Annotated in this window: 8 protein-coding genes; 5 read left to right on the forward strand and 3 right to left on the reverse strand. The window is 54.5% G+C overall.

From position 1 onward, the window contains the following. Positions 1–215: 215 nt before the first annotated feature. Positions 216–1,211, forward strand: coding sequence for a cytochrome-c peroxidase (locus SOJ49_RS08695; RefSeq protein WP_369857829.1), 996 nt, complete (start codon positions 216–218; stop codon positions 1,209–1,211). A gap of 117 nt (positions 1,212–1,328) precedes the next feature. Here the strand turns inward: SOJ49_RS08695 and purB are convergent, their stop codons facing one another. Further along, positions 1,329–2,693: an adenylosuccinate lyase gene (gene purB, locus SOJ49_RS08700; protein ID WP_369857830.1), complete on the reverse strand. Its 1,365-nt coding sequence runs from the start codon at positions 2,691–2,693 to the stop codon at positions 1,329–1,331. Positions 2,694–2,957: 264 nt separating this feature from the next. Here purB and SOJ49_RS08705 point away from each other — a divergent pair, with 264 nt between their 5' ends. Continuing rightward, entirely contained in the window at positions 2,958–3,521 is a 564-nt protein-coding gene (locus tag SOJ49_RS08705; RefSeq protein ID WP_369857831.1) for a DedA family protein, read from the forward strand. A 41-nt stretch (positions 3,522–3,562) separates the two neighbouring features. On the opposite strand, the gene SOJ49_RS08710 is transcribed toward SOJ49_RS08705, so the two are convergent. Both SOJ49_RS08710 and SOJ49_RS08715 read right to left on the reverse strand, forming a co-directional pair. Further along, complete coding sequence (locus tag SOJ49_RS08710) at positions 3,563–3,913, reverse strand: RidA family protein (protein WP_369857832.1); 351 nt, start codon at positions 3,911–3,913, stop codon at positions 3,563–3,565. Between the two features lie 78 nt (positions 3,914–3,991). After that, positions 3,992–4,852 (reverse strand): 6-pyruvoyl tetrahydropterin synthase family protein, encoded by an 861-nt coding sequence (locus SOJ49_RS08715; RefSeq protein ID WP_369857833.1) that lies wholly within the window; start codon positions 4,850–4,852, stop codon positions 3,992–3,994. Between the two features lie 549 nt (positions 4,853–5,401). On the opposite strand from SOJ49_RS08715, the gene SOJ49_RS08720 reads away from it, so the two are divergent. The 3 genes from SOJ49_RS08720 to cas3f all read left to right on the forward strand — a co-directional run bounded on the left by SOJ49_RS08720 (position 5,402) and on the right by cas3f (position 12,989). Then, on the forward strand, positions 5,402–8,326 hold the full coding sequence (locus SOJ49_RS08720; RefSeq protein WP_369857834.1) for a hypothetical protein: 2,925 nt from the start codon (positions 5,402–5,404) through the stop codon (positions 8,324–8,326). Between the two features lie 257 nt (positions 8,327–8,583). Continuing rightward, complete coding sequence (gene cas1f / locus SOJ49_RS08725; protein ID WP_369857835.1) at positions 8,584–9,564, forward strand: type I-F CRISPR-associated endonuclease Cas1f; 981 nt, start codon at positions 8,584–8,586, stop codon at positions 9,562–9,564. After that, entirely contained in the window at positions 9,561–12,989 is a 3,429-nt protein-coding gene (gene cas3f / locus SOJ49_RS08730; RefSeq protein ID WP_369857836.1) for a type I-F CRISPR-associated helicase Cas3f, read from the forward strand. Before cas1f ends, cas3f begins: the two co-directional genes overlap by 4 nt. The last annotated feature ends 35 nt before the right edge of the window (positions 12,990–13,024 follow it).

A 13,024-nucleotide genomic window follows, 5' to 3' on the forward strand; every position in this document is an offset into this window, starting at 1 on the left:
AGGCTTTGAGAAGCCTCGTTGATGCAAAATGGCTGATTTTAAAGGCGCGTATTGTTTGGGCTTTGCCGGGCAGATGCAAGGGGGCAGAGGATACTGCCGCGCCACTTTGATCCGGCTCAAGTTTCTATTGATAAGGTTATTGCTAATAAATCAGCCAGCCATAACTATGCAGGCATGGAGAATATTTGATGCAATACGATCAGAGAGGGAGAGATATGAAACGACAAATATGGCTGACATCGTTGGCACTGTTAGGTTGTATCGGAGCTGTTCAGAGTGCGGTGGCGGCGGAGCCGATTCAACCCATTGAGCCAGTAGCAAATGTTAACCTGGCGGAAGTGGAATTGGGTAAAAAGCTGTACTTCGATCCCCGGCTGTCCAAGTCCGGGTTTATTTCCTGCAACTCCTGCCACAACCTGAGCATGGGCGGCACCGATAACCTGAAAACATCCATCGGACACAACTGGCAACAGGGGCCGATTAATTCCCCCACTGTGCTGAACTCCAGTATGAATATTGCGCAATTCTGGGATGGCCGTGCGGCTGACCTGAAAGCCCAAGCCGGAGGGCCAATCGCCAATCCGGGAGAAATGGCGTTTACCCATACGCTGGCCGTGGATGTACTGAAGTCGATTCCGCCGTACGTGGCCGAATTCAAACGGGTTTTTGGCACCGATACACTCACCATTGATCAGGTAACTGATGCCATCGCCGCGTTTGAAAAAACACTGGTGACGCCCAATTCCCGTTTTGACCAATGGCTGTTGGGCGATACCGGTGCGATCAGCGTCGATGAAAAAGCCGGTTATGCGCTGTTTAAAAATTCCGGTTGTGTTGCCTGCCATAATGGCCCGGCGGTGGGGGGGAATTCTTTCCAGAAAATGGGTCTGGTCGCTGCGTACGACACCAAAAATCCAGCCAAGGGATTGGCAGGCGTGACAGGCAAAGACGCGGATCGCTTCAAGTTTAAAGTCCCGACCTTGCGTAATGTCGAGCTGACGTACCCGTACTTTCATGATGGCGAAGCAGAAACGCTGACCGAAGCCGTGGATCTGATGGGGCGTCTGCAATTGGGACGTAAATTCAGTGCGGAAGAAAATGCCAGGGTGGTTGCATTCCTGAAAACGCTGACCGGTGAGCAGCCGTCTTTTATGCTGCCAATACTGCCGCCGTCAACGGAGAGGACGCCACAGCCCAAGCCATTTGACTAACTAACGGTAAAGGGAAAAAGAGCTGGTTGTTGCCGTGTTTGCCAGTTCCTGACGGTTGCTTAATGTGTCAGGAACTGGTCACCAAAACTCAACAGTAATGGTTTTATGAGCCAGGGATCAAACGGCTCTGGCTTGCGCCTCGGCATTGCCAATATAGCTGGCCGGGGTCATGGCATTAAGTTCGGCCTTGACGCTGTCTGGCAGCTCCAGGCTGGCGATAAAGTCACCCATGGCATCCTGGGTAATCGCCTTGCCACGGGTAAATGCTTTCAGTTTTTCGTACGGCTGTTCAATGCCGTAACGACGCATCACGGTCTGGATCGGTTCTGCCAGAACTTCCCAGGCGTTGTCCAGGTCGGCAGCGATACGAGTTGCGTTGACTTCCAGTTTGCTGATGCCTTTCATACTGGCGGCGTAGGCAATCAGGCTGTAGCCCATGCCAACACCCATATTACGTAATACGGTGGAATCGGTCAGATCGCGCTGCCAGCGGGAAATCGGCAGTTTGGCAGCCAGATGGCCGAAGATGGCGTTGGCGATGCCCAGGTTACCTTCGGAATTTTCGAAGTCGATCGGATTAACCTTGTGTGGCATGGTCGAAGAGCCGACTTCGCCTTCAATCGTGCGCTGCTTGAAGTAGCCCAATGAAATATAGCTCCAGATATCGCGATCGAAGTCGATCAGGATGGTATTGAAGCGGGCGATAGTATCGAACAGTTCGGCGATGTAATCGTGTGGCTCGATCTGGGTGGTGTAGGGGTTGAAGGTCAGCCCCAGAGAGGTGACGAAGGTATCAGCGTTGGCTTGCCAGTCTACATCCGGATAGGCACTGATGTGGGCGTTGTAGTTACCAACGGCACCGTTGATTTTACCCAGCAGCGGGATCTGGCCCAATTGGGCGATCTGGCGCTCCATACGAGCGACCACGTTGGCCATTTCCTTGCCCAGGGTGGTTGGGGAGGCGGTTTGACCGTGGGTGCGGGACAGCATCGGCAGAGCGGCATGTTCATGGGCCAGGGCGCGGATGGCGTTGGCAATGGCTTGCATGTCGGTACTGATCAGTTCACGACCCGCTTTCAGCATCAGCGCATGCGACAGGTTGTTGATGTCTTCGGAGGTACAGGCGAAGTGCACAAATTCGGTGACAGCATTCAGCTCGGCGTTATCGGCAATCTGTTCCTTGAGGAAGTACTCAACTGCCTTGACGTCATGATTGGTTGTTGCTTCGATCTTTTTGATTCGCAGGGCGTGCTCTTCGCTGAAGTCAGCAACAATGTGGTCGAGCAGGGCGTTGGCGGTGGCGCTGAAAGCGGGTACTTCAGTGATGGCTGGGTGAGCTGCCAGGCGCTGCAACCAGCGAATTTCTACCTCGACCCGTGCGCGGATCAGACCAAATTCAGAGAATATCGGCCGCAGTGCCGATGTCTTGCTGCCGTATCGGCCATCGATTGGTGAAATTGCTGTAAGTGCAGACAGTTCCATAGACATTTCCCGCTGGAGTTCAGATTGCTGAAGGTAAGGCGAACGACAGGGCATTGGCTGGCCATGGCCGATCGTTACCTTGTTGTTAAAAAAGGCGCGAAAGTCTACCGGAAAAACCGTTTTTTCTCAGCTGTTGACGGAAGTTTTTACGCACGACCCCCAAATGTCGTTGTCCATGGTGTTAGAATGCCGCCGCCAACGGCTGTCGGATGGTGGGTCGTTCAGTTTTCCGGCGAATAGATGGTTCCCAAGGTATTTTCCCCTATGCTCGATTCCATGCTTGCTGTATCGCATAACCCCGCCTGGCTGGTGCTAGTGGTGATTGTCTCCACCTTTATGCTGGAAGATCTGGCCATTATCGGTGCGGCAATGCTGGCAGCCAGTGGCCGGATGCAACCAGAGGTCGCATTCGTGGCGACCTGTTGCGGTATGTTTATTGGTGATTCGGCCTTGTATTTGATGGGACGCGGCGCCCTGATCTGGCCGTGGCTGGCGCGCAAGTTTCAGCACGATATGATTCAGCGTCAGGTAACGCCGTTACAACAAGCGCCCTGGCACCAGTTGGTGCTGATTCGTTGTATGCCGGGTTTACGAACCTTCGGTTATATTGCCTGCGGTCTGGCAAGAGTGCCCGGCTTAACCTTTACGGTGGCCAATGTCAGTTCCATCATTGCCTGGGCGGCGGGGCTGTTTGGTGTGGCGTATTGGCTTGGCAGTCAGTACGCCGAACAGATGCACGAATGGCTCTGGTGGCTGCTGCCGATTGCGGTGGTCATCTTTGTTATCGGTCAGCGCAAACTGCGGCAAAATATCGCCAGTACGGCCTGAGCGCTCGCCGCACTGTGACTGAATACTGTTATTAAATGCCGCTACTGTGCGGCAATGACACTGAATTCCACCAAAATTTCCGGCCGTGCCATACGGGCTTCAACACAGGCGCGAGCGGGCTTTTCGACGGTGGCGATCCAGCCATCGTACACTTCGTTCATGGCCGCGAAGTCTTTCATATCGCGTACATAAATAGTGACCGATAACAGCCTGTCACGGCCACTGTCCGCCTCTTTCAGCAGGTTATCCACTTTGGTCAGACAGCGACGAGTCTGCTCCTGAATATCCCAGTCGATTTCTCCTGCGGTTTGGCCACAAAGGTAAATCGTACCGTTGTGCTTGACGATCCGGCTCATTCGTTCTGTGCTTTGAATCCGTTGTATCTCGGACATATATGGCTCCGGTGATGGCAATAATGTCAGCTGAATACCGTATGTTAAGCGGCCTCAGCCGCTGCAACGAGGCTGATTTCAGGCCAGCTGTTGAGCCAGTGCCCCTTTGTTGATGCCTTCGTAGGCGCGTACCAGAATACTCTGGCCGGGCAGGCTGGCAGCTACGGTGCTGGCGAGGTGTTCGGCAATCAGCTCGACGGTCGTGTCGGTATCGATCAGATAACACTGCGACCGCGGCAGGGTCAGTTCAAAATGCCCTTGAGGCGCGTCGTAGGCAAAATGGTAGCGCTTGTCGCTACTGCCTTCGCTACTGTCGTCGGTAGAACACAGGTCGGCTGCGGTACCGATATAAATATCCTGCCACCGCTGCGCCCACTGTTGTTCTAATTCGTCTGAACGCTCGCCGTTACGGAAAATCTCGATGCGCGAGCGGTGTCCATGGGCAATCCGCTGGCAATTGCCGTTGTGTTTTTTGAGGCCGTGGCTGTAATGGTAAAACGCCGAGTCGATGTGCTCGGGTGTAAACGTCAGGGTTAACTGATCGACGTTGACCGGAAAACTGGCCTTTAATTGTTCGCGACACCAGGCCGAAGTACTGACGGCAGTAATGCTGTCGGTCGTGATCAGGGTAACCGCCTCCTGTGGGCAATTCAGCTCGATATCACCCTTGTCGGACTGCCAGGTCAGAATAATACGGCCATCAATACACTGATGCGTGAGGCGCTCGGATTCCGTGGGCACCAGCAGACGGTGATCGAGCTGATCATCGAGCCAGTAACGCAGAGTTTTTTTGACCACACCAAAGTCGCAGACCATACCCTGCTCATCCAGCACACCATCCAGTATCACTGAGGCAAGCCAGGTTTCTCCAACCAGCCCGCGCTGGGCGTCCAGATAGCTGAAATCGACATTGGTTAGCTGGTTGACGAACAGTTGCATAGATGGGGTCACCTCGAATTGGGCGGGCATTTTAGCCGAGTAGAGGGCGCTCTGCATCCTTCGTAGTTGCGGCATTGGTTGCCAGGGGGCGTTCTCAATTATTTGCCACGGCCTGGCGGGAGGATAAATCCCGTCAGGCAAGGCGTTGGACGCCGAGAATGGCGAGTTCTTTTCAAATCCGACAACTCCGCTTGGCGGAATGTTGACCCTGACCCTGATGACCCTTGGGGCTGAGGCCAGTAGCTTCCAGCACGGCGTTATTCGTTACTTGTTTAGCTCGCCAAACCACGCTCCTCATGCCTTGTTCTGAAACCCACTGATGCTCGGCAGGCTCGGTTTAATCATTGAGAACCCCCCTAGCGGTCGCTATTGTCCGTCAATTGGTCAGCAGTTACCGGCAAATACTGACGATTCTGAACTCGGGCGGGTCTGGTGGGTCGATCAAAGCCTGTTATGATAAGCGCCATTTTTCGGTTCGGTCGTTGGGATCGGCAGAGATGGCTGTCGCAATCGCCGGGCTTGACCAGGCAAGTTAGGATCAGTTTACGTATGTACAAGCGTTATAGCGGGATGTTGGCAGGAACTCTGTTGACCGTGGTTGGGTTGGCAGTGGTTGGGCTGACGGGCTGCTCCAATGGCAGTAGCTCAAGTTCAACGGTGTCAGTCAAAGTCTGGGTAAGCCAGGGTGATTTTGATGACGCTTACGTTTGGTCCACGGCAGTGACTGAGGGTGGGCAGCTGTCTGTTGACAGTGAAGGTCGCTTGAGCCACTCAGAATACGACACCGATGAAGACAGCGAGATAAAAGCGACCATTGCATCCGAAGAAGTTCAGCAGTTCACCCTGGTTGGCAAGGTTGAAGATACCGATCTGGATGTCCCAGGCACAACGCGTTTGTGTCAGTGGATGGATGGCTGTGTTACGGCAGCTGCGACGGTGGCCTTTGGTGAACGCTATAGCGCTATCGGTAGCCTGTGGCGCACGGTAGCCTACGACTTGCAAAGCGATGAACGGGTTCGCCTGACGCCCTTTACCGATCTGGCGGCAACATTGGCGTACGAGCGCTTGTATCTGGAATCCACGGCAGAGTGGGACACAACCGGCTATTACTCGGCCTGGTCAGTAGTGCAGTCTGTTTCCCAGTTATCACGCCTTCTCGGCGTTGAAGACATCCAGACAACCCGTCCGGCTGACCTGACCCATATTGATAACTGGAACGGCAGCCAGGCCAGCACGCTGGATCAGATTCGTTATGGCGCGCTGGTCTCGGCCTGGAGCCACCTCGAAGAAAGCTACGCTGGTGATACCACACTCGTTGCCGAGGTCGGTGCCGATATCGTTACCAATGACGGCCAGTGGTTGCAGAGCGGTGACAGCCAAACTGTGAGTCTGGCGCAGCTGTTCCAGCTGGCGCGGGACAACCTGGCCGCACTGGAAGTGACCAACACCACCGCAGCTACCTATGTTGCTACAGTGATCGGAACCTTTGATACCGATATTGCCGCGCTGCAAGACGGCGAACTGACCGCTGTTGTCCCGGAAACCATCGAAAACCTGGTGGGTTCCGGTGACTACGATGACTTTATTCTCGGTTTGCAGCGCACCAAAGCGTTTGTCGATACCTTGCGTACTTACCAGGACAGCTTCTTTGAAGAAGGCTACCGCGAAGACGTAGATGCCTATCTGGATATGGTCAAAGCCGTGGGCGACGACAATGCCGATGAATTCCAGGCCCTGATCGACGCTTACCTGCAAACCTATGAACTTTATACCAGCTGTTATCTGAATGCTGGCTGCCCGACCCAAGACAGCAGCATGACCTGGCTGACCAGCATCGACAGCTACAATAGCGCAACCGGCATACTCAAACTTAACGATGGTGCCATTACCGTCAGTCAGCGGGTCGCGGATGTTAACACCACCGATGACGATGACGAGCCAGATGCCTCCCATGCCATCGATGTATTGATTGTCGGCACCTATCAGCAAGGCGATCTGGTTTTTAATATTGACCACTACTACGAAAACGATGACAGCGATAACGACATTGAGCGGCCGTCCGCTGTGCGGGTGTATTACACCGACGAAGTTTCCCAGCTGGCAGACAGCAGCAGCAACGAAATTATCGGCTATGAACTGCGTTGGGGAGATTTTGAATTTTACGACCAGACAACCCTGAACACCGCAGACGAGCTGGAATTTGATGGTTACTTCCGCCTGTTCTACCGGGGCGTACGAGACCCGCTGGATGCAACCTCAGCACTGCGATTCAATATCGATACCGTCGTACTGGATAGCCGGGTATCGGACAACGTCAAGGGTGACAATGGCGACGACGATGAATACGCCGACCTGTACGTTGGTGCTGCCGCATCCAACGCCGCCGAGTTTTACCCGGATCAGGAATTTGCTCCATTCACCGGCTTCTTTACACCAAACAGCAGCGCAGATTTTGCCAAAGGCACCGTCGCCAGCGGTTTGTTGAGCTATGCCACCGGCTCAGAAACCGTCAAAAATCAGGCTGTCGAGTACCTGGATATCCATGTGCCGCTGGGTGAATCATTACGCTATCGACTGTATCCCACCATTGAACGTGAGGATGAAAGCGACGTTGATGGCGATGATGATCTTGATGAACTGGTGAACACCTACGACACCGAAGAATGCTATCTGGTGCAAAACGGCAGCACCTGGGCCGTGGATACCTGCGAGCCAAAGAACCGTTACTACGGCGAAGCGGATTTTACCGACTACGTGAACACCCTGTGGGCCAGTGGCGTATTGTCGCGTATCTCCATTGACGGGCGGGGCACCTATTTTGTTGAATGGGCAGCCAACAGTACCGACAGCAATGGCTGCATGGTACTGGACGACCTGGAGAGCAGCAGTGCCGACCTGGATGGCACCCTCTATGATCCTATGGTACTGGGCCTCAACACACTCAGATTCCAGACCGAAGTGATCCTTGATAATCAGCCGGATACCCTGCTGGATGTATACATCAATGCCCCGACAGTGGATGACTACCGCATAACAGCAGCCTTGTCCCACGACTACTCCAGTACCTCTACCAGTGGCTATGTAACGATCGGCAGTGGCTCGTCTCTGGATCGGATTATCCTGAATTACCGCACCGACTACACCTTCGAAACCACCGGCAGCCTGGCGATCTACAAAGACGGCGTCTCGCTGTCGCTGGATGATGGCAGCACCGATAAGGTAGACAGCACCCTGACGCTCTTCCTGAATGAATCCAATGGCGCTGATCCACTGCCGTACACCTACCTGGTGAACGACGAAGGAGACTACGAACGCTGCGTGACATCCAATCAGGCAGAGTGGGATGAAAGCTACAGCCTCGATACCGCCACCTTCTACCTGAACTACCGCGACGTGGTTTACGGCCGTATCACCAAGGAAAACGGCACCTGGGTGGTTCGTTATATCGACGGCACGTTCGAGACCCTGCAATAACCCCTGCTTAAAGCGCTACACCTGGCTCCCACGCTCCCGCGTGGGTAGCCCCGCTCCTGGTCATTCACACGGCACCTCTACCTTCCTGCTACCTCCCTCTGGCTCCTGCGCTCCTGTGCGTGGGTCGCCCAACGGTCGCCACAAAGTCACGCGACGGCTAAGCACCGGAAAACCAAAAGGCATGGATTCTAGCCGATGACAACGCCAGCCGCTGTCGCTATGCTCAAATCAACATAAAACCACGGAATGGTGTACCCATGGACGATTTTTCCCCGTCAGAGCTCAAAACCATCTTGCATTCAAAACGCGCCAACCTCTACTACCTGCAATATTGCCGGGTACTGGTCAACGGCGGTCGGGTTGAATACGTCACCGAAGCCGGAAAAGAATCGCTTTACTGGAACATCCCCATTGCCAACACCACCGTCATCCTGCTCGGTACTGGCACCTCCATTACCCAGGCTGCCGTACGCGAATTTGCCAAAGCAGGCGTACTTCTGGGGTTTTGTGGCGGCGGCGGAACACCCCTGTTTGCCGCCAATGACATACAAACCGATGTCGAATGGCTGACCTCACAAAGCGAATACCGACCCACCGAATACCTGCAACAGTGGTGCTCTTTCTGGTTCGATGACCAGAAACGACTGGATGCGGCAATCCATTTTCAACGCTACCGACTCGACAACCTGCGCGAAATCTGGGGCAAACTGGCGCGCCAACGAGAACTGGACTTCCCGGTATCTAACGACCGATTAAACGCCATCATCCAATCCTTTGAACAGCGGCTGGAGCACGCCAGCAACAGTACCGACGTACTGACAACCGAAGCGACCATGACCAAGGCGCTGTACAAACAGGTATGCCTGAATACTGGCTATGGCGACTTCGTACGAGCCAAACAGGGAGGCGGCACTGACATGGCCAACCGTTTTCTTGATCACGGCAACTATCTGGCTTACGGCCTGGCGGCAACCGCTTGCTGGGTGTTGGGCTTGCCCCACGGACTGGCGGTGTTACACGGCAAAACCCGACGCGGAGGGTTAGTATTTGACGTAGCCGATGTGATCAAAGACGCCGTGGTGCTGCCTTGCGCCTTTATCTCTGCCATGAAAGGGGACTCCGAACAGGAATTTCGCCAACGGCTGATCACCCTGTTTCAGCAATACGACGTACTCGACCGCATGATCGACGCCATCAAGGCTGTTGCCGAGCAGACAGACAAGAAGGAGTCGCTGTGATTGTTATTATCAAATCCCAATGCGGCAAAAAAGCCCTGATCGAAACCCGTCGAGTATTGGATCAGTTTTTTGAACGGGCGGGAGATCGGAGCTGGGAAGGCCCCGTCACGCAGGAAGGCCTGATTACGGTTCGCAAACTGCTACGCAAAACCGCCCGGCGCAATACCGCCGTCGTGTGTCATCGAGTACGGGGCAGGCATCAGGTTGAGATGGAATGGATTGTCGGTAACGCCCGTAAATTCAACGCAGAAGGGCGAGTGCCGACCAATTCGACCGGGCGGGATGTGCTGAAGTCGGCCTCCGAGAACCAGTGGCACACCGCCGAAGCCATTGCGCTGATGGCAGGTATTGCCGGGCTGTTTCACGACTTCGGCAAAGCCAATGTGCTGTTTCAGCTCAAGCTGCGTGGACAACGTGGAATGCAGGAACCATTACGTCATGAATGGTTATCGCTGCTGATGTTTGTGGCGTTTGTACGTGGCAAAAGTGACCGAGAATGGCTGGAGACACTGGCAAACATTCAGCCCAAGGATGATCAGGTGTGTCTCACCCGACTGGCTGAGTTCCAGCAGAAACGAGAGGACGCATTAAACAATCCATTTATCCAGCTGGCGGGCATGCCACTGGCACAAACCATCGGTTGGCTGATTGTCAGTCACCATCGGTTGCCGGTGTATCCGACTCGTGAGGGCAAACGAGCCGATGAAATTGAAAACGAAAGTGACCGCATTCCAAAGCTCGAACTTACTAAAATCACCCTTGAACACCGCGACTGGTTTGCCCCCTGGAATTCCTCCCAATGTCTGCGTAATGACTGGACTGCCGAAGAGTGGGAACAGCTGTTTACCTTCACCAGAGGCACGCCCATTGCCAGTCAGCGTTGGTGTGACAAGGCGCGGCAGTTGGCCCAGAGGGCGCTGAAATTACCGGCGTTGATTGATGCTGAACATCACTGGCTGTTGCAGGATCACTTCAGCAGTCATCTGGCGCGGCTGTCGTTGATGCTGGCCGACCACAGTTACTCCGCTGCAGACAAGCAGACTAAATGGTGGGACGACAGCTACCGGGTTTACGCCAATACTGATAAGTGCGATGCCAATGGCAAGCGTCCACTCAAACAGCGGCTGGATGAGCACAACATTGGCGTTGGCCAGAATGCTCTGTTATTGGCGCGCCAGCTCCCTAACTTGCGTTCAGGTTTGCCGGTACTGGTGTCACATAAAACCCTGAAAGCCAGAACCAAAAACGCCGCTTATCGTTGGCAGGACAAAGCCTATGACATCGCCACGGGCTTGTCGGTGGCATCGGCCAAACAGGGGTTCTTTGGTGTGAATATGGCATCCACCGGCAAGGGCAAAACCTTCGCCAATGCCCGTATTATGTACGGCCTCGCGTCAGAGCAGCCCGGTTGTCGTTTCAGTATTGCCCTGGGTCTGAGAACCTTGACCCTGCAAACCGGCGATGCCCTGAAAGAGCGCCTGCAACTGGACTCCGACGAGTTGGCGGTGTTGGTCGGTTCTCAAGCAGTACAGGAGTTGCATCGTCGGCGCAATGAATTGGATACACCGACTGAATCTCAACAGAGCGGCAGTGAATCCTCCACAGACCTGCTCGATGACACCCAACACGTCAGCTACGACGGCACGCTCAGTGATGGCCCGCTGCGTCGATGGCTTGGACAAACGGCTCATGGCAAACCATCTAAATCCTTGCAGCTGCTCAGTGCTCCTGTTCTGGTTTGCACCATTGATCACCTGATGCCAGCAACCGAAGGTGTGCGAGGCGGTAAACAGATTGCTCCGATGTTGCGCCTGTTGACCTCGGATTTGGTGCTCGACGAGCCGGATGACTTTGATTCAACCGATCTGCCCGCGTTATGCCGTCTGGTGAACTGGGCAGGCATGCTTGGCAGTCGTGTGTTGCTGTCTTCTGCGAGTTTGCCGCCTGCCATACTGACGGCCTTGTTCAGTGCCTATCGGGCCGGACGTGAACAGTTTGACAAAGCTTGCGGTAGTCCTGGGCAGGTCACTCAAATTTGCTGTGCCTGGTTTGATGAGTTTGATTCATCGTCAGCCCAGTGTCTGGATCAGCAGGCGTTCAAAACAGCCAACGCCGGTTTTGTTGAACAACGGGTGAAACATCTGCAAGCGGATTTACAGCCCGGCAAGGCATTACGTTGTGCCGAGGTGCTGGATGTTGCAACGGCTTCGGATAAAACCGGCATCATCGCAGCCCTAGCCGAGAGCTGCTGGCAAGGCATGCAGCGCCTGCATCAGCACCATGCAGGTACGGACCCGAAAACCGGCAAGCGGGTATCTCTGGGCCTGATTCGTATGGCCAATATCAACCCGCTGACCGCTGTGGCCAAACATCTCATTGAGGGCGACGTACCGGCGGATACTCGTCTGCATCTTTGTGTGTATCACAGTCAGCATCCCTTGCTGGTGCGATCCCAAATTGAGGCCCGGCTCGATACTACGCTGAGCCGCCATGAGCCGGAACAACTCTGGCAACAAGCCGAAATTCGTTCGGCACTCGATACGTATCCGGAGCAAAACCACCTGTTTGTCGTGCTTGGTTCCCCGGTAACCGAGGTGGGTAGGGATCATGATTACGACTGGGCGATTGCCGAACCCAGCTCCATGCGCTCGCTGATCCAGCTGGCCGGGCGCATTCAGCGTCATCGTAAACAACCACCTCAAAGCCCGAATATGCTGGTGCTGAATTACAACTACCGGGCTCTTAAACAGCTTGCAGATAACCGTTCTGAAACCGGGTTGGTGTTTACCCAGCCCGGTTTTGAGGCCAAAGCAGCAGGACACGCAAACCGGTTGTGTCTTGATGCCGATTATCGGGCAATACGCCGCTGTGTGGATCAGCAAGACTTGAAGGCTGTTTCATCCATCCCCCGGATTGTGCAGCCCGCCAGAGCTGAGGACGGCACCAGTCTGGTTCAGATTGAACACCTGCATCTGATTGCCTCTCTGTTTGAAAACAAGGCGGTTCAGATTGCAGGCAGAACCCCCGCTGATCGCTGGTGGCAATTATCCCCGTCTCCAGACTGGCACGCCGAAATGCAGCGACGGACACCGTTCCGCAAATCCAGCGCTGACGATGCGTATGTGCTGTATCAGCAAGACGACACTGAAGACCCGGCTTTCCATCTGATTCGGGAAAGTGATGGGCAATTATCACCACAGAAACTGGCATTTGATTACCCCGAACTTTTCGCTACCCAGCGCTGCTCCCAGTGGCTGCAAAGCGATGCAAAAGCCCTGATTGCTGAACTGTCGGAAGTGCTGGGCCGGGAAGTGTCAGACATCAGTAAACAGTTTTGTGAGATTCGCCTGCGTCGGCTCAACGACAGCGGTGCAGAAACGTGGCAATACCATCCGTGGCTAGGGGTCTTCCGTGAAGTGCAATAATGGCTGCCTGTGCGGCAGCAAAATATTTCGGACTT

It is taken from the genome of Candidatus Thalassolituus haligoni (assembly GCF_041222825.1).
Classification (GTDB): Bacteria; Pseudomonadota; Gammaproteobacteria; order Pseudomonadales; family Oceanobacteraceae; genus Oceanobacter; species Oceanobacter antarcticus.

Excerpts from the sequence above, each read along its gene's own strand:
- SOJ49_RS08695 (WP_369857829.1), top strand. The coding sequence starts at position 216 with ATGAAACGACAAATATGGCTGACATCGTTGGCACTGTTAGGTTGTATC.
- purB (WP_369857830.1), bottom strand. The coding sequence starts at position 2,693 with ATGGAACTGTCTGCACTTACAGCAATTTCACCAATCGATGGCCGATAC.
- SOJ49_RS08705 (WP_369857831.1), top strand. The coding sequence starts at position 2,958 with ATGCTCGATTCCATGCTTGCTGTATCGCATAACCCCGCCTGGCTGGTG.
- SOJ49_RS08710 (WP_369857832.1), bottom strand. The coding sequence starts at position 3,913 with ATGTCCGAGATACAACGGATTCAAAGCACAGAACGAATGAGCCGGATC.
- SOJ49_RS08715 (WP_369857833.1), bottom strand. The coding sequence starts at position 4,852 with ATGCAACTGTTCGTCAACCAGCTAACCAATGTCGATTTCAGCTATCTG.
- SOJ49_RS08720 (WP_369857834.1), top strand. The coding sequence starts at position 5,402 with ATGTACAAGCGTTATAGCGGGATGTTGGCAGGAACTCTGTTGACCGTG.
- cas1f (WP_369857835.1), top strand. The coding sequence starts at position 8,584 with ATGGACGATTTTTCCCCGTCAGAGCTCAAAACCATCTTGCATTCAAAA.